At 41.6% G+C, this 21810-nt stretch carries 23 protein-coding genes; 7 read left to right on the top strand and 16 right to left on the bottom strand.

Going from position 1 to position 21810, the window contains the following annotated elements; translation table 11 throughout:
- Positions 1-124: 124 nt before the first annotated feature.
- Positions 125-1318: an ornithine--oxo-acid transaminase gene (locus tag Q1B03_RS16765; protein WP_299743872.1), complete on the bottom strand. Its 1194-nt coding sequence runs from the start codon at positions 1316-1318 to the stop codon at positions 125-127.
- Between the two features lie 296 nt (positions 1319-1614).
- Here Q1B03_RS16765 and Q1B03_RS16760 point away from each other — a divergent pair, with 296 nt between their 5' ends.
- Positions 1615-2997, top strand: coding sequence for a sigma-54-dependent Fis family transcriptional regulator (locus Q1B03_RS16760; RefSeq protein WP_299743869.1), 1383 nt, complete (start codon positions 1615-1617; stop codon positions 2995-2997).
- A gap of 160 nt (positions 2998-3157) precedes the next feature.
- Here Q1B03_RS16760 and Q1B03_RS16755 read toward each other — a convergent pair whose 3' ends face one another.
- From Q1B03_RS16755 to Q1B03_RS16715, 9 genes are all read right to left on the bottom strand, one after another.
- Entirely contained in the window at positions 3158-4618 is a 1461-nt protein-coding gene (locus tag Q1B03_RS16755) for a catalase (RefSeq protein ID WP_299743866.1), read from the bottom strand.
- A 251-nt stretch (positions 4619-4869) separates the two neighbouring features.
- Positions 4870-5202, bottom strand: a complete 333-nt coding sequence (locus Q1B03_RS16750; RefSeq protein WP_299743862.1) for a DUF779 domain-containing protein — start codon at positions 5200-5202, stop codon at positions 4870-4872.
- A gap of 1 nt (position 5203) precedes the next feature.
- Positions 5204-6724 carry an aldehyde dehydrogenase gene (adh, locus tag Q1B03_RS16745; protein ID WP_299743859.1) on the bottom strand — a complete coding sequence of 507 codons (1521 nt, stop codon included), beginning with the start codon at positions 6722-6724 and terminating at the stop codon, positions 5204-5206.
- 206 nt (positions 6725-6930) lie between these two features.
- The gene (locus tag Q1B03_RS16740) at positions 6931-7494 is read right to left on the bottom strand and encodes an MEDS domain-containing protein (protein ID WP_299743856.1); all 564 of its coding nucleotides are present in this window, start codon (positions 7492-7494) and stop codon (positions 6931-6933) included.
- A 162-nt stretch (positions 7495-7656) separates the two neighbouring features.
- Positions 7657-8073, bottom strand: a complete 417-nt coding sequence (gene yugI / locus Q1B03_RS16735; RefSeq protein ID WP_299743853.1) for a S1 domain-containing post-transcriptional regulator GSP13 — start codon at positions 8071-8073, stop codon at positions 7657-7659.
- A 195-nt stretch (positions 8074-8268) separates the two neighbouring features.
- Positions 8269-9525, bottom strand: coding sequence for a hypothetical protein (locus Q1B03_RS16730; RefSeq protein ID WP_299743850.1), 1257 nt, complete (start codon positions 9523-9525; stop codon positions 8269-8271).
- The gene (locus Q1B03_RS16725; RefSeq protein ID WP_299743848.1) at positions 9518-9637 is read right to left on the bottom strand and encodes a hypothetical protein; all 120 of its coding nucleotides are present in this window, start codon (positions 9635-9637) and stop codon (positions 9518-9520) included. Before Q1B03_RS16725 ends, Q1B03_RS16730 begins: the two co-directional genes overlap by 8 nt.
- Entirely contained in the window at positions 9586-10074 is a 489-nt protein-coding gene (locus tag Q1B03_RS16720; RefSeq protein WP_299743846.1) for an RNA polymerase sigma factor, read from the bottom strand. Before Q1B03_RS16720 ends, Q1B03_RS16725 begins: the two co-directional genes overlap by 52 nt.
- Positions 10075-10213: 139 nt before the next feature.
- The gene (locus Q1B03_RS16715) at positions 10214-10498 is read right to left on the bottom strand and encodes a spore morphogenesis/germination protein YwcE (protein WP_148970727.1); all 285 of its coding nucleotides are present in this window, start codon (positions 10496-10498) and stop codon (positions 10214-10216) included.
- A 344-nt stretch (positions 10499-10842) separates the two neighbouring features.
- Here Q1B03_RS16715 and Q1B03_RS16710 point away from each other — a divergent pair, with 344 nt between their 5' ends.
- Positions 10843-12171, top strand: a complete 1329-nt coding sequence (locus tag Q1B03_RS16710) for a sodium-dependent transporter (protein WP_299743841.1) — start codon at positions 10843-10845, stop codon at positions 12169-12171.
- A gap of 130 nt (positions 12172-12301) precedes the next feature.
- Positions 12302-12673: a helix-turn-helix domain-containing protein gene (locus Q1B03_RS16705; RefSeq protein WP_299743838.1), complete on the top strand. Its 372-nt coding sequence runs from the start codon at positions 12302-12304 to the stop codon at positions 12671-12673.
- 183 nt (positions 12674-12856) lie between these two features.
- Here Q1B03_RS16705 and Q1B03_RS16700 read toward each other — a convergent pair whose 3' ends face one another.
- Together Q1B03_RS16700 and Q1B03_RS16695 are read right to left on the bottom strand one after the other, a co-directional pair.
- Positions 12857-14026: an aminotransferase gene (locus tag Q1B03_RS16700; protein WP_299743835.1), complete on the bottom strand. Its 1170-nt coding sequence runs from the start codon at positions 14024-14026 to the stop codon at positions 12857-12859.
- Positions 14023-14523: an Lrp/AsnC family transcriptional regulator gene (locus Q1B03_RS16695; RefSeq protein WP_299743832.1), complete on the bottom strand. Its 501-nt coding sequence runs from the start codon at positions 14521-14523 to the stop codon at positions 14023-14025. The genes Q1B03_RS16700 and Q1B03_RS16695 overlap by 4 nt, the downstream gene beginning before the upstream one ends.
- Before the next feature lie 199 nt (positions 14524-14722).
- Between Q1B03_RS16695 and Q1B03_RS16690 the strand changes: the two genes are divergently transcribed.
- Positions 14723-15631, top strand: a complete 909-nt coding sequence (locus Q1B03_RS16690; RefSeq protein ID WP_299743829.1) for an alpha/beta fold hydrolase — start codon at positions 14723-14725, stop codon at positions 15629-15631.
- Between the two features lie 134 nt (positions 15632-15765).
- Entirely contained in the window at positions 15766-16929 is a 1164-nt protein-coding gene (locus Q1B03_RS16685; RefSeq protein ID WP_299743826.1) for a MalY/PatB family protein, read from the top strand.
- A 371-nt stretch (positions 16930-17300) separates the two neighbouring features.
- On the opposite strand, the gene Q1B03_RS16680 is transcribed toward Q1B03_RS16685, so the two are convergent.
- The 3 genes from Q1B03_RS16680 to Q1B03_RS16670 all read right to left on the bottom strand — a co-directional run bounded on the left by Q1B03_RS16680 (position 17301) and on the right by Q1B03_RS16670 (position 19179).
- Positions 17301-17831: a superoxide dismutase family protein gene (locus Q1B03_RS16680; protein WP_299743823.1), complete on the bottom strand. Its 531-nt coding sequence runs from the start codon at positions 17829-17831 to the stop codon at positions 17301-17303.
- 172 nt (positions 17832-18003) lie between these two features.
- Positions 18004-18207 carry a hypothetical protein gene (locus tag Q1B03_RS16675; RefSeq protein WP_299743820.1) on the bottom strand — a complete coding sequence of 68 codons (204 nt, stop codon included), beginning with the start codon at positions 18205-18207 and terminating at the stop codon, positions 18004-18006.
- A 231-nt stretch (positions 18208-18438) separates the two neighbouring features.
- Positions 18439-19179 carry a peptidylprolyl isomerase gene (locus Q1B03_RS16670; RefSeq protein ID WP_299743817.1) on the bottom strand — a complete coding sequence of 247 codons (741 nt, stop codon included), beginning with the start codon at positions 19177-19179 and terminating at the stop codon, positions 18439-18441.
- Between the two features lie 95 nt (positions 19180-19274).
- Here Q1B03_RS16670 and Q1B03_RS16665 point away from each other — a divergent pair, with 95 nt between their 5' ends.
- On the top strand, positions 19275-19673 hold the full coding sequence (locus Q1B03_RS16665; protein WP_299743813.1) for a kinase-associated lipoprotein B: 399 nt from the start codon (positions 19275-19277) through the stop codon (positions 19671-19673).
- Positions 19674-19718: 45 nt separating this feature from the next.
- On the opposite strand, the gene kapD is transcribed toward Q1B03_RS16665, so the two are convergent.
- Positions 19719-20339, bottom strand: a complete 621-nt coding sequence (kapD, locus tag Q1B03_RS16660) for a 3'-5' exonuclease KapD (protein ID WP_299743810.1) — start codon at positions 20337-20339, stop codon at positions 19719-19721.
- 247 nt (positions 20340-20586) lie between these two features.
- On the opposite strand from kapD, the gene Q1B03_RS16655 reads away from it, so the two are divergent.
- Positions 20587-21798 (top strand): MFS transporter, encoded by a 1212-nt coding sequence (locus Q1B03_RS16655; RefSeq protein ID WP_299744032.1) that lies wholly within the window; start codon positions 20587-20589, stop codon positions 21796-21798.
- Positions 21799-21810 lie beyond the last annotated feature (12 nt).

The raw sequence follows: 21810 nt of genomic DNA, 5'->3' as shown, positions 1-21810 counted from the left end.
AATTGTAACATATTACCGTATCTTAAACCATTGACTTGGTAAAGAAATAATTTTTATTTTCACGCCTTATTACGCTCAGTCTAAGAAAAAAATCTTCTTGCTAAATGGTTATTCACCCTTGGGATTAAGATAATACTTTTTTGATTCTTTCGATTGCCCAATCCAGGTCTTCTTGTGAGATGACAAGTGGTGGAGCAAAACGAATGACTGTATCATGTGTCTCTTTACAAAGCAGTCCTTCTTCTTTCAGCTGTTCACAGTATTTACGGGCTGGTTCGTTAAGTTCCACTCCAATAAATAAACCACTACCACGAACTTCCTTAATCATAGGATTATCTATCTCACGAAGTTTACTCATAAAGTATTCTCCCATTTGAAGAGAACGCTCTGCCAGATTCTCATCGATCAGTACATCCAGGGATGCTACAGAAACCGCACATGCCATTGGATTTCCTCCAAAAGTAGAACCATGGGAGCCTGGGTTGAATACACCTAACACTTCTTCATTGGCAACAACACAAGAAATCGGGAATACCCCTCCACCAAGTGCTTTTCCAAGGATGTACATATCAGGGTCAACATCTTCCCACTCACACGCAAACATTTTACCAGAGCGTGCTAGACCTGCCTGAATTTCATCTGCAATGAATAGGACGTTGTTTTCTTTACATAATTCATATGCTGCTTTCATGAAGCCTTTAGGAGGGAATACAATCCCTGCTTCTCCTTGGATAGGTTCGATTAGGAAAGCTGCTGTATTTGGTGTAATGGCGGATTTCAATGCTTCCAAGTCACCGTAAGGAATCAAGTTGATTCCCGGAAGCATCGGACCGAAGCCACGCTTGTATTCTTCTTCTGAAGAGAGGGAAACAGCTGTCATCGTTCTTCCGTGGAAGTTCCCGTTACATGCGATGATTTCCGCACTGTTTTCGGCTACACCCTTCACATCATATGCCCAGCGGCGAGCTGTCTTGATCGCTGTTTCCACTGCTTCAGCACCAGTGTTCATTGGAAGAGCCATGTCTTTACCGGTCATCTTACAAATCTTCTCGTACCAAGGAGCCAATTGATCGTTGTGGAAAGCACGTGAAGTCAATGTCACACGATCTGCTTGATCTTTTAATGCCTGTATGATCTTTGGATGACGATGTCCCTGATTTACAGCTGAATAGGCGCTAAGCATATCCATATACTTATTCCCTTCAGGATCCTTAACCCATACACCCTCTGCTTCTGAAATAACGATTGGTAGGGGATGATAATTTTTCGCACCATACTTTTCCGTTTGTTCGATAATCGAATGAGTACTTACTGCCATGAAAGTTCCTCCTTGTTTAAAACATTCTATTTTTAAAGGCTTATGACGAGGTTAGTTAACAGATATGCAAAAAAAGTTTGCATTTAGAAAACCCTTACACTTATAATAATGCAAAAGATAGTTGCATTTTTCAAGAGTTTTTTAAAATTTTTTATAAATCCGCTCTTTTTGCCAATTTAATTGCTTAACAGTCATCAATTCAGTAACGGACGGAAGGAAAATTTGCGCAAATAGATGCTTTATAGACGATACGTTTTGCAGTAAGACCTAATGAAAAAGAAGAGGAGAGAGACAGCATGCTGGAATCAGAAAAACGTTTGTATATGTACGAAAAAGTCGCTGAACATCTCGAATCAGGCATACATGTCATCGATTCTACCGGAAGAACCATCATCTACAATCGAAAAATGCGCGAAATCGAAGGGATGGAAATTGAAGACGTCCTGGATAAAAATTTGCTGGATGTTTTCCAATTTCACTCTGAAGAAGAAAGTACCCTTCTTAAAGTTCTGAACACAAAGGAACCAACCCTTAATGTGAAACAAACTTATTTTAATATGAACGGAATCGAAATCACGACGATGAACGACACCTTTCCGATCTTTCACGATGAAGTGCTAATTGGGGCGATTGAAATTGCCAGAGACATCACGAAACTCGAAAAGGTGATGAGAGATCATATAAATAAGCGTCCAAGCAGTTTATTTACCTTTGACAGCATCATCGGTAAACATCACCGACTGCAGGACGCCGTCGAAACCGGAAAGCGGGCGACAAGGACGTCTTCCCCTGTGTTGATATGTGGTGAAATCGGTACCGGAAAGGAGCTTTTTGCACAAAGCATCCACAACGACAGCGCCCGTGCCAATCGCCCTTTCATCACCCAGAATTGCTCGTCACTACATGATGATAAGCTAGAAGAAATCCTGTTTCACGAGAAGCGAAAGGACAGCAATCCGGAAGAACACCGCCCCTCCCTCTTCCAACAAGCACAGGGAGGCACACTGCTACTGGACGAAATTAACTCATTACCCCTTTCCCTTCAAGAGAAGCTGCTAAACTTCTTTTCCCAAGGGACGGACCTTCCATATGATGTGCGGGTGATGGCGACTGTGAACGAGGATCCCATCGACGCAATTGCAGAAGGGCGGTTATTAAAGGACCTCTATTACAGGCTGAGCATTGTTTCAATCTTTATCCCCTCTCTCCGCTCGAGAAAAGAAGATTTACCGGAGATTGTGAACTATTTCATTGACCAGTTCAACCACCATTTCGCTATGGGTATTAAAGGGATTTCGGATGAAGTGAGTGAAATTTTCCACCAGTATGACTGGCCAGGCAATGTGAGGGAGCTTGAGCATGTCATTGAAGGAGCATTTAGCTTGGTGGGGTTTGAAGAAGAGATTGGCTTCAATCATCTTCCATTCGGATTCAGGCAGAGGATTCATCATACTTCGACAGGAGAAAATAGTCAGGATGAATCGGAGTTTCTTTACCAATCTGGAACCGAAATCAAGCCGTTGGAAATTTTCATGGAAGAAGCTGAAACCTATTATATTCAAAAAGCGTTGAAATACCATGACTTTAATATCACTAAAACAGCGAAATCCCTTGGTATGAGCAGGCAGAATCTGCAGTATCGGATACGGAAGTATGGGATTGAGCGGAATGCGTTTTAATGTTGGTATGTGGCCACTTTCCTTTTAGGGGAGTGGCTTTTTTGGTGGCGCGGTGATGCTGTTTGTCGCGTTGCTTACATCTCCCCAACAATAGAAAAAAGAGCACCAGCCCTTTCATCAGCACACCTTCACCGATAAAAAGACCAGTACTCATCCATTTTTATTTCACATGCTGCAAATATGGCGTCAGATCCAACCCGATACTCTTCGCCAAATCCTTCCCAAGCCCCTCATCCGCCCGGAAGAAATTGCACACTGCACGCAGGGCAATTCTTTCGTTGATTCCTGATAATTCACTTGAAATATTCTTCACGACTTGCTTCTTCACTTCTTCGGGATAGCTTCTGTAAATGTGACCGGCCTGACCAAAATCGTCCGTTTTCTGGATCTTCTGTCTTCCTGTTTCTCCTGCCATCGGCTGATGAACCTCTGTATACCCTGACACTTCTTTCGGCGTATCATTAAAGCTGTTCGGCTCATAATTTATCGGACTCGTTTGCTGCTTGAACGACATTTGTCCGTCCCTCTGATTATTGGCCACTTGAGCAAATGGGCAGTTGATCGGGAGCTGCAGGTAGTTTGCACCGATTCGGTAACGCTGTGTATCTGAATAAGAGAATAGTCTTCCTTGCAGCAACTTGTCTTCTGACGGAAGCATCCCGTTTACTAGCACTCCTGGGTTAAAACCCACTGATTCTGTCTCAGCAAAAATATTTTCAGGATTTCTATTTAAAATCATGGTTCCGACAAAATGAGATGGAATGTCACCTTCTGACCAATCCTTCGTTGCGTCAAGAGGATCGAAATCAAAGGCATCCATATCCATTGGGTCCAGCACCTGCACATACAGGTCCCATTCCGGGAAATCCCCTTTTTCAATCGATTCATATAGATCACGGCTTGCATGATTAAAATCTTTCCCTTGAACTTCAGCTGCTTTTTCTGTTGTTAAATTTTCAATGCCTTGCTTTGGTTTCCAGCTTAGCTTCACATAAACAGTATTCCCGGCAGCATTCACCCATTTATATGCATGCACACTTGACCCTCGCATTTGTCTATAATTAGCAGGAATCCCTTCATCTGTGTAGAGATGCAGCAGCATGTTGGTTGATTCAGGAGTTAATGACATGAAATCCCAATATCTCTCAGGTTCTTGGATATTCGTTTGTGGATTAGGTTTTAAAGAATGGACCATATCCGGAAACTTCATGGCATCACGAATGAAAAAAACAGGCAGGTTGTTCCCCACAAAATCCCAGTTCCCTTCTTCAGTATAGAATTTGACGGCAAATCCACGGGGATCGCGCAGGGTCTCCGGTGAATGCTGGCCATGGACGACGGTGGAAAAACGGGCAAATACAGGTGTTTCTTTGCCAGTTTCCTGAAAAAGTGCAGCTTTCGTATATTTTTTCATGCTGTTTTTTGTAATGAATACACCATGCGCTCCCGCTCCTCTGGCGTGAACGACTCTTTCAGGAACTCGCTCACGATCGAAATGAGCCAGCTTCTCAATTAGTTGAAAATCTTCAAGCAGCGCAGGTCCTCTATCCCCAGCTGTCAATGAGTTCTGGTTATCGCCGATCGGGGCACCTTGATTCGTTGTTAGTTTTCTATTATCCACTTCAGACACTCCTTTAGATTATAATAATTATTAAGTAATTATAGTTTTATTTTAACTATTTGAGAACGAAAGTCAATTACAAATTATAATCATTCTAAAATTGTAATCGTTAAAATTAGTAAAGTCAGCATACGATAGGCATACCCACACAATCAATCGCTCTAAAGACAATAAAAAAGAGACAACCTATAAAAAAGTTGTCTCTAGAAATTATTATTGAGAGTAGAAGGGTAGAACCATAAGATTCACATTTATGCTTTGATCAGTTTGGAATCCGTAATAAAGCGTACGCCTTCCGTTGATTCCAAAGAGAACACTCCTCCCCTTCCTTCCTTTACATCCAATATGATCCGGAAATGCTTCCAATACTCATATTGTTGTTCGTTCATATAAAAAGGACAGTCGGCTACAGTACCTACTAATACATCACTGTCACCAATGATCAGATCATCTTGACTTAAACACATAGGAGAACTGCCATCACAACATCCTCCAGACTGATGAAACAGGAGGGCCCCATGCTTGCCTTTTAACGTTTCAATCAGCTGAAGGGCTTGTTCAGTTGCCTCTAGTCGCTGTTCCATTTTAGAAGAATCCTAACGCTTTAGGGCTATAGCTAACTAGTAAATTCTTCGTTTGTTGATAGTGTGATAGCATCATTTTATGATTTTCACGACCGATACCGGACATTTTGTATCCACCGAATGCCGCATGTGCAGGGTATTGGTGATAGCAGTTCGTCCATACGCGTCCTGCTTGAACCTCTCTACCGAAACGGTAAGCCGTGTTCATATCACGTGTCCATACACCTGCTCCAAGTCCGTAAAGAGTATCATTGGCGATTTCAAGGGCTTCTTCTTTCGTTTTGAACGTTGTAACGGAAACAACAGGGCCAAAGATTTCTTCCTGGAAAATACGCATTTTGTTGTTGCCTTTGAAGACCGTCGGCTTCACATAGAAACCTGCCTCCTGATCTCCATCCAGTGTATTTTGCTCACCACCGATGAGCAATTCCGCTCCTTCTTCTTTCCCAATCTCAATATAAGATAGAATCTTATCCAATTGCTCTTGAGAAGCTTGAGCACCCAGCATTGTATCTGAATCCAACGGGTTCCCCTGCTTGATTTGTTTCACGCGTTCGATGGCACGCTCCATGAACTTATCGTAGATCGATTCCTGGATCAGCGCCCTTGAAGGACATGTACACACTTCTCCTTGATTAAGTGCAAACATCACGAAACCTTCGACTGCTTTATCAAGGAAATCATCATCCTGATCCATTACATCTTCAAAGAAGATATTAGGTGATTTTCCACCAAGTTCTAACGTAACAGGGATAATGTTTTGAGATGCATATTGCATGATCAGTCGGCCAGTTGTCGTTTCACCTGTGAAGGCTACCTTACCAACACGCTTACTTTGCGCAAGGGGTTTCCCTGCTTCCACTCCAAACCCTTGAACAACATTCAGTACACCTTTAGGCAGCAAATCTTCAATCAGTTCAACCAGAACCATGATGGAAGCAGGTGTCTGCTCAGCCGGCTTCAATACGACACAGTTACCTGCAGCCAGGGCAGGGGCAATCTTCCATACACCCATCAGAATCGGGAAGTTCCAAGGAATGATTTGGGCTACAACCCCGATTGGCTCATGGAAATGATATGAAACCGTATCATTATCGATCTCACCAAGAGATCCTTCCTGGCCTCTGATACATCCGGCGAAATAACGGAAGTGGTCAATCGCAAGGGGTAAGTCTGCCGCTAATGTTTCACGAACCGGCTTACCATTATCCCACGTTTCGGCTACAGCAAGCATTTCTAAATTTTCTTCCATACGATCTGCGATTTTATTTAAGATGATGGATCTTTCCGTAACAGAAGTTTTGCCCCAGGCGTCTTTCGCTGCATGTGCTGCATCTAATGCCTTTTCGATATCCTCTTTGTTTGAACGGGCAATTTTCGTGAAAACTTTCCCCGTAACAGGTGATACATTTTCAAAGTATTCTCCACTTGCTGGCGGCACATATTCTCCACCAATAAAGTTCTCATACTTGTCTTTAAATTGTACCAGTGACCCTTCAGTGTTCGGATTATTATAAAGCATCTAAGATCCTCCTGTATATATGTATTTTCGTTAAATTAAGCGCTTTCATTTCTCATTATAGGCCATTAAGGAGGTACGGACAAGTGTATTGTTCAAAAATTCATTATTTTTCGTTAATTTATGATGGATTATTCCACGAACGGCCAAACCTTCTTCAAAAAAAATAAGTTGATTCTCATCAAGAGAATCAACGATATATTTACTGACTAATTGGCTTTACTATATACTTTCGAGTTCAGAATATTCTCATCCGACATTAAATATCCATGATTTTTCTTTAAAGCGTCTTCCAGTTGATCTGGCATTTTCTTTGAATCATACGCACAGACAACGGTCAGATTGTACTCGTGTACAACGCGATCCGTTTCTGTTTCAAACCATTCAATAATGGACGTTGGCTCTTCTAATGTGCCCCACTCCACATTTGTCCACGAGCGAAAAGAAATATCGTTCTCTAAGTAGGGGGTAATGGCTTTTGTTAATTGTTCATAAATGGCTGGAGGATGGTAACTTCCACTAGATTGATAAAAATCAAAGTTACTGATAACCTGAATCCTCTCCAATTGGCTGCTTGTTAATTGGGTTTTTAACCGTTTGAGCAACACATTCAGATTCCTTTCGTTCTCAATCAGAACGACGGAATCCCCAGTTTCGATCCCCTCAAGAATATAGGCTACGGCGTTTTCTAAATATTTATTTCGATCCTGATAGGCATAAAGGACATGAGTGCATTGATTTCCAGCTAAAAGATTCCCTATTTCCTCTTTCATATTCTCCCTCTCCCCATCAATTTTTTCTATTTATATCTATCAATTCTCTAAAAAAGAGCAATATCCCTCTTTTTCAAAGGATATTCCGGTACCTCCAGGGATATAAAACAAATCTATAAAAAAGACCGCCCTCCAAGAAAGGCAGTCTACTTAAAAATTGTATTATTTCTTGATTAGATCTTCACGTTCTGATTGTTCGATCCACTCTTCAAGCTTGTCTTTAAGAGTGTTGAAGCCAGCTGGTGTTGTTTCTTCGTTTGCTTGCTTTACACTTCCTTGACCTTGACGGCGAGGTTTTTTCGCTGCTGCAGGTTTTGCTTGTGGTGCTGCAGGAGCTTCTTCTGTAGCACGGATAGAAAGGCTGATTTTACCAGCTTTTTCGTCCACTGATAATACTTTAACCTTTACTTCGTCGCCTACTGAAAGGTGCTCGCTAACGTCTTTAACAAAGCCGTGAGTGATTTCAGAGATATGAACTAATCCTTGTGTTTCTTCATCAAGTGCAACGAACGCACCGTATGGTTGAATGCCTGTAACTTTACCTGTTACAACAGTTCCTGTTTCGAATTTTGTAGTCATGGTAACACTCCTAGTATATATATTATTTTTCGTCTTTACACGCAATTGTAGATTATATCATAGAATCCGTGATTCGGCAAAAGTTTATTCTATAAGACCTCTGCAACTAACCCCATTTTCATTGATTTATTCACCTATAATTGCTTTCTCACTAGTTATGCTTCCCAATTTTTAAAATTATTAAAACAGTGTAACTTAGCGCTCTTTATATAGTTCTTCTGTCTCTGAAGACAAAATGACCGGTGTCGTCTGAACCCAACGATCTGGCTTAACGAAATTTACACGTCTTAACTCTTCGTATACTTCTTTCAGATGAAGGGATGTTGTGTACTCTGGATACTCTTTCAGTATATATCGGTAGGTTTCTTCAACTTGTGATTTCATTTCATCACTTTCATCAAAGATGGGCTGATACACATTTCCATCTGTAAAGTTTTGATAGAGAAGATCGTATTCAAGCTTCACTTCCACCCTGAACCTTGAATTTTCCGGCAATTCCTTTAACATCTTTTCGTAGTCCATCAAGCGATCAACTGCTTCTTTCCATGTCCCTGTAAATTCACCTGCTTTAATGACTGGATCAAAACGGGTAATCATATACAATTCATACCCTTCCGGTAAGGCTCCACGACTTGTGATCATCCTGAAGTACTCCACATCCAATGTAGTTTCAAGCCGGTCCGTCTCACTGTTATACGATAGCTTAACTGCATTATTGAATATTCCATCCCGCAATAACCATAGTTTGGGGGGATAGTCGTTATTCATATGATTGAACTCCTTTATATTCAATTCTCCGTTCTCAACATAAGGCTTCCAATATTCACCATACTTATTCAACTCGTCCTCATATAGAGGGAGGATATCTTGTTCCTTTTTAATAAAATCATCAACCCATACTTCTGCTTCTTCCATCGTTAAAGGAGCTTTCAGATTTTTCATCATCACATCAGGAGTAGCCAATATCTGAGTCAACTCGTCACTCGCTCTCTGGATCCACTCCACTTTTCTTTCATTTGAGAAGTCCCGCTTTGGAATGGACTCGATATATGTGAGTTGCCTCCCTGCATCCCGTGCGATCACAGTCGAATTAAATATGCCTTCCGTAAACCCGAGCCGCTCCATTGCTTGAATTTTCCTTACATCATATTGAGCTTTCGCATTTTCTATCTCCCTTTGAAGTCGTTGGTCTGACTCACCGGCAAAATCAGCTTGATTCCCATTCTGTCTTCCCGGTACATCCATCGTAAGCTGCAGGATGAGAACCGCACCGATCAGAAGGACACCAATGAAACTTGCGACGTATGGCCAATGAATAAGTGTTCGCTTCTTTTGGGATTTCCCTTCTTGTTTTATGGCTTGTATGATGTCTGAGGGATTGGTCTGATCCGGAATTTTCTTATACGATTGATTCAATAATTCCATGCGTTTTTCAAGCATCTTGTCATCCATTCAATCTCCCCTCCCTTTTTTCAGCCTCTTCCAGTTCTTTTTTCAAGAGGTTTTTCCCTCTTAAAAGTCTTGTTTTGACAGTAGATAAATTGATTGACAGTATTTCAGCCATTTCTTCATACTTCTTTTCATGAAAATAGTAAGGATGATCGGTATTTGATATTTATCATCCAGCATTTGGATGCATTCGTGCAGCATGCGATCCTCTTCCTGTCTCAGGATACGTTCTTGAGGAGTAATGACGTCTCCTGAGGGTTCATTCCCGATTTTTTTCACTCGATTATTATGCTGATTTTCTTTTCGTTTAAAATCCCTCGACACATTTAACGTGATTTTATAAAGCCAGGTTGTAAACTTCGCATAAGAGAACCCGTCTAAAAATCTGTACACACGAATGAACACTTCCTGAGTAATGTCTGGTATATCAGCGATGGAATTCCCCATCTGATAGGCAAACCGTTCCACGATGGGAAAATAATATGTGATTAAATGGCTATATGCCTGCAGATCTCCTTTTTTCGCACGTTCGATCAAGTGCTCATTTTCCACTCGAATTTCCCCCCTTTTTCTATGATGCTTTCATTTATGTAACGACTACAAAGTGGATTTTGTTTCATTTATTTACCATTAATTTATTCTTTTAAAATAGACAAAAAAAAAAGCCTAACCCAATTCAAATTGGATCAGACTAATTCTTTACAGTGATTGATTTTTTCTTTCGTTGCTTTTGGATAAATGGCAAGGCATACAGCATGAAGGCTGCAATATGGGCGAATGCAAGGTTTGCAACAAATAGGCTCCACAACGTCACATGTCCCCATCCTCCAAGTTCCGGAACGGCTACGTAATAAATAAATACTGCCCATAAGGCTATAACAAATGGGATATGAAGAACCGCCCACTTACGATGTTCTATCCAAAGAAATAGCGGAGTAGCCGTTGCGATAAATAGATATACAAGAAATACATCCATAGTAAATCCCTCCAATCCGATAGTAAACGCTTTCAATTATGGCGAAAAAAAGAATAATTTGTGAACGTTTTGTTACAATTAGTATACTACATTTTAGAGAAATTTCCAGCCCATTCATCATGTTTTTGACTAGTTTTCTAGAAATTAGGTTAATTGTAATGTTTACAAACGTTTTCACACATAATAAATGGAAATACATGTTGCCAAATTGTTCGCTATCACTCATTTAATGGTATTCACCCCCATATTTCTTATATATTGAAAATTTAAAAATCCGGTGTACAGAGGGTGTAAAACATAGTACGATTGAAAAATCTTATTTTTTTGAAAGGAGGATCTTGATCTTGGCCAAAAAAGAACAGTGGACTTCTAAGATTGGTTTCATTCTGGCGGCAGCCGGTTCTGCTATAGGGCTGGGTGCCATTTGGAAATTCCCGTATATGGCTGGTGCAAATGGAGGGGGTGTCTTCTTCTTACTCTTTATCCTTTTCACCGTTTTGATCGGTGCTCCCATTCTTTTGGCAGAGTTTGTCATCGGAAGACGGGCTGGAGCCGACGCTGTCACTTCCTATAAAAAGTTGGCTCCTCATTCCTATTGGCACTGGATCGGATATTTAGGAACGGTTGTTTCTTTTATCATATTATCGTTTTACAGTGTTGTGGGCGGATGGATCCTTTCTTACTTGGCCAGAAGTGTTACAGGCTCTTTAATTGGGAAAACCCAAGAGGAGTATGGAACCTTATTCGAAAGCATCATTGCAAATCCTAAGGAAGTGCTGATTGCACAATTCATCTTTATTGTGATCACAATACTTGTGGTACAAGGCGGGATTCAAAAAGGGATTGAACGTGCAAGTCGTTATATGATGCCGGCTTTATTTATCTTATTTATTATTTTAGTCATCAGGTCCCTTACCTTGGAAGGCGCAATGGAAGGTGTCCGCTTCCTGTTATTGCCGGACTGGAGCTATTTGAATGGGGAAACGATGTTACTTGCGCTAGGACAGGCATTCTTTGCCCTTACTGTCGGACTCTCTGTCATGGTGACGTATGCATCTTATCTTTCAAAAGAGGATAGTATGCCACGGTCCGCCATCAGCGTATCCGGGTTAAATATCTTTATCTCATTATTGGCAGGATTGGTCATCTTCCCTGCTGTGTACGCCCTTGGTTTCCAACCGGATGAAGGACCTGGAATTGCTTTTGTTGTCCTGCCAGCCGTCTTTAATGAAATTGCTTTCGGCGGCATTTTCTTAACTGTATTTCTCATTTTATTATTGTTTGCAACCTTGACTTCCGCATTCTCCATACTTGAAATCGGAGTGGCTGCACTGTCAAAAGGAAATCAATCGAAACGAAAGCCATTTACATGGTTAATCGGAATCCTTGTGTTTTTTGCAGGTATTCCAAGTGCCCTTTCATTTGGTGTATTCGATGATTTTCTCATTCAAGGAAAGAACTTCTTTGACTTTGCCGATTATATAACGAGCAATTTCGGATTGCCGATAGGGGCATTACTGATCAGTATATTCGTTTCCTACCGATTAAAGAGAGAAGATGTATGGAGCGAAGTCCAATCCGGTTCGTCTATATCACCGGCCCTGTTCAACTGCTGGATCTTTCTATTGCGCTACATCGTACCCGTAGCCATTCTACTTGTTTTCATATCTTAAATGAGAGGTCCGTCCCTAAAGACGGACCTTTTATTTTTAACATTTTGTTCACTAGAAGGCGGGCTATTTTTTTCCAAATGGTGATAAACTATAGATATAAGGAAGATATTCTATGGGGAGGGACTTTAGCATGTCACACTTTGGTGAGAATTTAAGACGTGTACGCGAAGAGCGCAAATTATCTCAACAGGAGCTTGCTTTAAGGGCCAGATTAGGCACGAAGACGATTGAAAAGTATGAATCCGATCTGCAAATCCCTGATACACAAACAATTCTAAAGCTTTCAACCGTTCTTGATATACCAGCTTCCGAGCTGCTTGAACGGGAAGTCAAGGATCATCATCCGACCGGAGTTGATGTTGAAATGGAGCAGCTGATCAAAGAATTGGGTCCCAAACGAACGAAGTTGATCCTCCGCAAGGCAAAGGAATTCTCTGAAGATGATTTCCTGCGTGTGATGCAAATGTTATATGAGTTGAAATACGAAAAGAGCCAGCCTTAAAAACTTTTTATAAAATGATGTATAAATAATTGAAAAAGGGGTCATACTGAAAATAAGCTTTCTAAGTATTCCCCCTTTTGTTTTCATTTGTTGGACGATATTTCATCGTCCTATTTTTTTTTGCCCAAATTAAATAGGTGCCAGGCACAAATGTGTTTCTTTGTGCCTGGCACCCTTCATTTTCTAACTATGATTCTCAACAAATCTCTTCATCCGTTTCACAGCTTCCTGCAGCTGCTCCATACTTGAAGCATAAGAACAACGAATATATCCTTCTCCGCCTTTTCCGAATACATTACCAGGTACAACCGCAACTTTTTCTTCCATAAGAAGCTTTTCTGCGAATTCCTCTGAAGACATTCCTGTTTTCTTAACGGATGGAAAGGCATAGAAAGCTCCTCCCGGGGTGTGACAGGTTAATCCCAGTTCATTTAAAGAGTCCACAAAATAGTGGCGTCGATGGCGATAGCTTCGCTTCATTTCCATCACATCATCCATCCCTTTCTCCAGTGCCTCCACCGCGGCATGTTGGGCAGGCGTAGACGCACACATCATGGCGTATTGATGAATTTTAAGTAATGACGAAGCGATCTCTTCAGGTGCACAAATATAACCCAGCCTCCAGCCCGTCATGGCAAACCCTTTAGAAAATCCATTGATCACAATGGTACGTTTTCTCATGTCCTTTAAAGATGCAATGGACACGTGGTGATGATCATAGGCCAGCTCAGAGTAAATTTCATCTGAAAGGACCACCAAATCATGCTTACGAATCACCTCTGCCAATTCCTCCAGGTTCTCTCTTTCAAGGACCGTCCCTGTTGGATTATTTGGCGAACAGAGTAAGACGGCTTTCGTTCTCGGGGAGATGGCTGCTTCAAGTTCTTCGGCTGTGACTTTGAAGTCATTTTCCGGCTTGGTTTCAACCGTTACAGGTACTCCCCCTGCCAATTGAACAAGTGGTACGTAGGAAACGAAGCTTGGCTCCACTACAATCACTTCATCTCCCTGATCAATGATTGCCCGCATACTGATATCAAGGGCTTGAGAGGCACCGACCGTCACAATGATCTCGTTTTTCGGATCATAGTCGACGGAGTATCCATCTTTCATATACGCAGCAATCTTTTCCCGGAGCTCAAGTAAGCCTGCGTTTGCTGTATATGAGGTATAGCCTTGCTCCAAGGACAGAATCGCGGCTTCTCGAACCGTCCATGAGGTAATGAAATCTGGTTCCCCAACCCCTAACGAAATGACGCCTTCCATATTTGCAGCCAAATCAAAGAATTTCCGGATACCGGAAGGCTTTAAGTTTTTCACTGATTGAGATATGTAAGAGGTCTTTGTTGTCATGGTGACACCACAATTCGTTTATCTTCACCATGATCACCAAAAATGGTTCCATCATGTTTGTATTTCTTTAATTGAAAGTGAGTTGTTGTAGATAATACAGAATCAAGAGTCGATAGCTTCTCAGACACAAAGGTAGCCACTTCGTGCATGGATCGGCCCTCCACCGTCACAGAAAGGTCATACGCCCCCGACATTAGATAGACGCTCTTCACTTCTTTGTAACGATAAATACGGTGAGCCACTTCATCAAATCCTACTCCTCTTTTTGGAGCGACTTTTACATCGATCATCGCCGTAACCCCTTCATGTCCTTCTACCTTGGACCAATCCACAACGGTACTGTATCTGACCAGAACATTGTCTTTTTCAAGCTTCTCAATCGCTTCCTCTATTTCATCTGTTGATACTTGAAGCATTTTCCCTAAATTCTCGGTGGAAATCCTGGCATCCTTCTGTAAAATCCTAACTAAATCCAGTTCCATTTCTCTTAGTTGCATTCTTCTTCCTCCTCATCACCACTAAATGGTTTTATTATATCAGAAGTCACTATTATGAAAAGAGGGTTCATCACTTTAAGGCTATTTTCCCCATTCCATCTATAATTACAATTGAATATGTTACAACTTTCAAATAGAGGTGTTAAATGAGTAAATACGGGTAAAATACCTGTAAGCCAGTAGAGAGGAGTGACGAAGTATGCAAGAACAAGATTTTGCAAAAGTGGTTCAAGTGAATGGTGCCAATGTTTACTTTGAACATCATCAGCATCCTACAGCCTCGGAAACCTTCGTCCTTCTTCATGGATTTCTATCGTCAACCTTTAGCTTTAGACGGCTTACACCTCTTTTGAAAGAAAATTATAATGTCATTTCCATCGATCTTCCTCCCTTTGGGAATAGCGAGAAAAACAACCGATTTATCTATTCTTACGACAACTTGGCCAACACGGTCATCGCCTTATTGGATCACTTGAATGTAAGGAATGTCCATTTAACTGGTCATTCAATGGGTGGTCAAATCGCTTTGAACGTGATGAAAAAAGCACCTTCATTAGTCGAAAAAGGCGTTCTCCTATGCAGTTCCGGCTATCTCAAGAAAATGAAGTGGCCTGTCACGATGCTGAGTCACATCCCCTTTTTCCATCTGTATGTAAAGCTGTGGCTTACTCGATCAGGTGTAAGGAATAATCTTGAAAATGTGGTACATGATTCAAAAATGATTGATGATGAAATGATGTTTGGATATTTGAAACCTTTTCTGGAGGATGATATTTTCAAGGCCTTAACAAGGATGATTCGAGACCGTGAAGGAGATTTATCAGGGAACGACTTACGTAACATCCAAACACCATGCCTCCTTGTTTGGGGAGAACATGACAGAGTGGTACCCCTATCCACGGGGCATAAGTTGAAACAGGATATCCCGAACTCAAGGCTGGTGGTCCTAGAGGAAACCGGTCATCTCGTTCCTGAAGAGAAGCCTGAGGAAGTATTGGAATACATTCATCAATTTGTATCTGCAAATGCGGCAGAGTTTTCCGACGATACTCAGACACAACCACTATACAAAAAAGGACTTTCCCAAGCGCTCATTTCTGAAACGTAGGGAGAAGTCCCTTTTTTATGTTACAAGTTAAATCGAACAAGATCCGCAATAAGGATAAACAAATAATTTTCATCTTTTTCGATTACATCATATGATTATATTAATCATTACATATTTAGAAAGGGGACAAATTTGTGAGTAAATTCGAAGAAATCATCAACCGAAAAGGTTCATCCTCCGTAAAGTGGGATCTGACGAAAACGGTATTTGGAAAAGACGATGTTTTGCCCATGTGGGTGGCAGATATGGATTTCCTTCCTCCACAAGATGTATTGGATGCCCTGCAGGAACGATTGAAGCACGGAATCTTTGGCTATACCTTTGTAGGGGATGAAACGGCATCAAGCATTAAAGACTGGGTACAAAATCGTCACGGCTGGGACATCGAGAAGACGTGGCTGCAGTACAGTCCAGGAGTCGTGCCGGCCATTTCAACCATTATTCAAGCCCTCACTGTACCCGGTGACAAAGTACTCATTCAGTCCCCCGTCTATACACCGTTTTTCAGCTTGGTGGAGGACAATGACCGGGAAATTGTCAATGCTCAATTAGAGTATAAAGACGGCAGCTATTCCATTGACTATCATGCCTTTGAAGAATCACTGAAAACAGGCGCAAAACTGTTCTTACTATGCAATCCACACAACCCGAGCGGACGTGTATGGAAAAAAGAAGAGCTTACGAAAATGGCTGAATTATGCCATCAGTACAATGTCGTGATCGTCTCGGATGAAATTCACTCAGATCTGGTATACGACACGCACAAGCATATTCCATTAGCATCTCTGAATGACTCGTTCCGGGATATAACGATCACGTGCATCGCACCAAGTAAAACCTTTAATCTCGCTGGATTACAGGCTTCAGCCATGATCACTCCCAATCCCGATCTCCGGGAAAAGATCGCCGCCATTCATAAAAAACAGGGCTTTTTCACTCTCAATACGTTTGGGATTGTTGGAATGGACGCAGCTTATCGCTTTGGTGGGGCATGGCTGGGAGAAATACTTGCGTACCTGCAGGAAAATGTGAAAGTCACGAAGGAGTTCATTGGGAAGCATTTACCCAATCTTCAAGTGGTGGACGCAGAAGGAACGTACCTGCTCTGGATTGATTGCACAAAGATGAATCTATCAGATGAAGAACTGAAGGAACGTCTATTGGATAAAGGAAAACTCGCATTGGAACCCGGAACGAAATACGGTCCTGGCGGGGAAGGCTTTGTACGAATGAATATTGCCTGTCCACGAGGGACGCTGATGGATGGGTTGGAAAGATTGCGAAAAGCTTTAAGCTGATGTTAAAAACGGGAAGAGTTGCCGGCAACTCTTCCCGTTTTTTGTATTAAAGAGGGGAGGTCATCGCTTTGATCGATTGGTATCCCTTTTCATCAGCTGGAATCTTAAAGATGTTATTACACAAATATCTTAGTGTGTTGATTAGAATAAGGACAAACCAATGAGTGTTGGGTTAATAAATTGGTTCAAGCATTGAATTGAGTGACCATCTGGAATGAAATCGGTTGGGGTAGAGGGTGTTAATTTCAACTTTTGCACGTTTTTTTTACTTTTCAAATTCTAATTGTACCAGGTGCAATTAGAATTATTTGTACCTGGTACAATTCGAACTATTTGTACCTGGTACACTGTGCTGCAAATCCGCACACACTCTACTTCTTTTTATCGCTCACAATTTCCCCGCAGGCAATACGTTTACCGGAATCACCAGAAGGCTGCGTCATGCCATCATCCTTATTTTCATCAATGATCAAAGAAGTACCTTCTTTTGTAAATAGAGATGTCTTCCCTTTTGTCAAGGTGACCCCCCCTGCCATCAGCTTTGCCTTTGTTGTCCCGTCATCATCCACGATGATATTAGGCAGGTCTCCTCCATGGGCCCCTTCAGGATGAAGAAGTCCATGTTTGGTGTCATCCGGATTGAAGTGATTCCCTGCAGATACAAAATCCGGACGTTTACATACTCCTTTTTCGTGGATATGAATCCCATGCTCACCCGGTGGCAGGCCTTCAAGATCCAAGCCGACTTCCACTCCGTCTGATTTCTCTTGCAGGGTGGCTTTTCCAAGTGAATCCCCGTTCTCATTTTTCATTTCCACTTCGACCTTTTTGGGGTTTTCAATGGCACATGCCCCAAGTAAAACACTCATCAAGATCATATATAATAGTGATAATTTTGTCATATCGCTCTTCCTCCAAATCTGCATACTCTTCCTCCATTGTTGACGTTTGAGGGAAAAAGTATTCCTTTTTTGCCCGAAAAGAAGCTGCAGGTTGGAGACGGTATTAGAAGAAAATCGGGGTGAATCAACACAACAAAAAAACACGCCTATATTTAAGCGTGTTTCATTCTTTTTATTCTGATTCCCTTTTACGCTGCCCCGCTTCCTCTTCCATCTTCTTCGTTTTCAATTCTTCACGTTTTGAAACCTTTATAATTAAACGGAACGTCAATAAGGCAGCTATTAAGAAGATGGCCATTGTAATGCTTGCCGGGATATATTCCGACTTATCTTCAGGAAAGTAAAGAAATAAATTTAATACATAAGAAGAAAGCATCGTAAGCTCCTTTCAAAAAACAAACTCTTCTTTTATTATACCAACACTGTAAAGGACAAACCAACTTGAATTCGGTCCGTTTTTAACGATTTATTGAACAGCCCCGGGAACAAGCCTCGACAATTTCCGAGGAAATACTTGTATATTCCTGCATATCCTGAACCTTCAGATCCTCCACGCTATAAAAAAAAGAGCCCTGAACCTCCAAAAGGGTTCACAGCTCTCTCATTCCTATTTTACAACCTTAATGCTTTCGATCACAACTTCTTCTTTTGGAAGGTCGTTCGCACCAACTTCTACGTTGGCAATTTCATCAACGATGTCCATTCCTTCAACCACTTGACCGAACACGGTGTGCTTTTGATCAAGCCAAGGCGTTCCACCATTCTTCATGTAAGCGTCAATGATTTCTGATGGGAATCCTGCTGATTTCATTTGCTCTTCAAACTGTGGATCGATGTCATCCTTCTGCACGATGAAGAATTGACTTCCATTCGAATCAGGACCTGCATTGGCCATGGAAAGGGCGCCACGAAGGTTGAACAATTCAGGTGAGAACTCATCTTCAAAGGATTCACCATAAATACTTTCTCCACCCGTTCCATTTCCATTCGGGTCTCCCCCCTGGATCATGAAGTCTTTGATCACGCGATGGAATTTCAGTCCGTCATAATAGCCGTTTTTACTATGAGTAATAAAGTTTTCAACTGTTTTAGGTGCCTGCTCGGGGAATAGCTTTATTTTAATCGTTCCCATTGAGGTTTTCATTTCTACTAATTTCTCGTTTTCAGCAACTTCTGTTGTAAGCTGAGGGAATGTCATTGTGTCATCTCCTTTGGATTCTTCCGCAGTATTCTTACTTTCCTCTGTTTGTTGTGTTTCTTCTTTAGCGGTATCTTCCTTCTCTGTTTGTCCACAAGAAGCAAGTACTAAACCTAGTAAAAATAGGATTACAATCATCAGACGCTTCATATATGTACCTCCACATGTTACCTTTATAGTAGTTATTTCTCAATTCATTCCGCTTTCATTATAATAGAGTTTGAAGTATTAGAGGAGGATTTTTTATGAAAAACATACAAATTGGTGATTATGTCACAGCTTTTTATAAAACCGGGAAGTATATCGGCGAGGTGACCGGAGAGCGGCCAGGTGCCTATGTGGTGAAGATTCTCTCAGTGTTAAAACACCCTCGACAAGGGGACCTGCATAATCCTCAGGAGGTGGATGTTCCACTGTTTCACGAGAGAAAAGCCCTTGCCCACCGTGAGCAGGCAAACATGCCGGAGAAAATGGTCAAGCCCTTTGATGGGAACATAGTAGACTATAATGAATCATTAGTGGCTGCCTACCTTACTCTTAAAAATGAGCTGGAAGCAGATTCTTCCCCTCACGCCCAAAAGAGCCTGGAAACACTCCAGTCCATTCAGAGAGAATATGAACTTATGTACAGTCTGACATTTTAACCCAAAATGAGGGACGGACCTTAGTAAGGTCCGTCCCTCATTTCATCATGCAAGCTGATTGTAAAATTTGGAGAGGTCGATTCTGTCCCCTATGGTTGTAGGTTCAGCTTTATCGAGGTATTTTTTGTCTTTTTCGACCAGATTGTAGATATGGTGGGTGGTGAGGGCATCATCTAATGCTTTATGATGTTTTCCGACTCCTTCTCTACCGTATTCCTGAACTGCTTTCCATAGCCCCGTTTGGTTTTGATCACCAAAGAAGCGTTTATATTCCATGGACAAGTCGACGAATTGAGCTTGGAAAGGAAATGGAATATCAGTCTGGGAACAATTATCCCTCAGTACCTTCATATCCATGTTTCCCCACGTTACTACCTTCTCGACTCCCCTTGCATTTAAACCGTTAAAATAGTCGATCAAGCAATGAAACGATATTCCCGTATCGACTTCTTGCTGATTGATCGATAAGAACCGTTTACAGCGATTGGTTAGTTTGGGAAACGCAGTCGGTTTCACATAAGATGAAAACGTATCTGACACTTTCCCATTCTGAACGACCACTACACCAGCTTCGATAATCTCTGGATAAAAACCTTTGGGGACTCTATGTCGTTCCGGCATAGAAAACTCAAAATCTATGAACACAAGCTGATCCGCTTTCGCCACAATACTCCCTCCTCAAAATGTGGATAAGACCCCAATTTATCTATAATAAATAGAATGCAAAAATAATGGTACACACGTCACTTTCCCATACTTCTTATTCTTACATTATATCATGTTGAACCTAGAAATTATGACTAATTCCCGGTTTTCACCGTGAATAAATGTTCTTCGTTGGACTGGAGACTGTATCTTTAATAAAATGAATATTTAGGTATACGAAATAAATATCACATAGAAGGTGTTAACCATTTCAATCAAAAAAAAGAATTTAACGATTATGCTTTTGGCCAATTTCCTGGTAGCGGCAAGCGCGACAATGGTCTTGCCGTTTTTATCCCTTTATATCGAAACCTTTGGTACGTACAGTGAAGAATATGTACAGCGCTGGTCAGGGTTTGTGTTTGGGGTTACATTTTTAACGGCTTTCTTTATTTCTCCATTATGGGGACGGATCGGAGACCGTTTCGGGTATAAGCCGATCCTCCTTATTACAGGGTACGGAATCGCTGCGTCCATTTTTCTAATGGGCTTTATGGATTCGGTGTGGGGACTCTTTCTGCTTCGAATGGTCATGGGGGCTGTGACAGGCTTCATCCCTACCTCAATGGCCCTTATTTCCGCCCAGACCCCCAAGGAAGAAGCAGGTCGCACATTGGGGACCTTGCAAATGGGAACCGTGTCAGGAGGGTTATTCGGTCCGGTGATTGGTGGGATCCTCGCCGATAATGTGGGCTTTTCCTACACGTTTATTTTCACCTCCATTGCCATTGCCGTAGCAGCAACTGTTGTATTAATAGGCATTAATGAGCAACGGAGCAAAGAGCAACGGAATCAACGAAACCAGTATTCAAGTAAAGAAGTGCTTCACCATATTTTGAGTCACAAATTATTAGTGACGGTTCTATTACTGTCATTCCTTATCCAGGTTGCGAATTTTAGCATCCAGCCTCTTCTCGCCCTTTATGTAGACGAACTTACCTCTTCTACGAATCTGGCATTTCTGGCGGGAATTGCTTTCTCTGCTACCGGATTTGGTAATTTACTCGCGACCAGACGATGGGGTCAGCTTGGTGATGATATTGGTTATGAAAAAGTTTTATCGATTCTCCTTGTTCTGGCATCTATTTTCATCGTGCCTCAAGCACTTGCTGTTGAACTTTGGCAACTCGTCCTGTTCCGTTTCTTGTTTGGGATCGCGATTGGCGGGATGATTCCTTGTGTGACGGCTTATATCCGTCAGGAAGCCCCTATAAGCATGCAAGGGGAAGTGCTTGGATACAATCAAAGCTTTCGTTTTCTTGGAAACGTGGTTGGACCTGCTTTCGGAGGGGTTGTGTCAGGATATATTGGTATTTCTTCCGTTTTTTATGTAACAGGTGCTTTATTCTTGGGCGCGTTTGGATTACTATGGTGGAGTATACGTCATTCTGAATCAACCAGCCATGTGAAAGATTACTAGAAAAGTAGAGTG

It is taken from the genome of uncultured Rossellomorea sp. (assembly GCF_947488365.1).
In the GTDB taxonomy this organism is placed as follows: Bacteria; Bacillota; Bacilli; order Bacillales; family Bacillaceae_B; genus Rossellomorea.
This window is presented reverse-complemented; position numbering and strand designations above follow the sequence as displayed.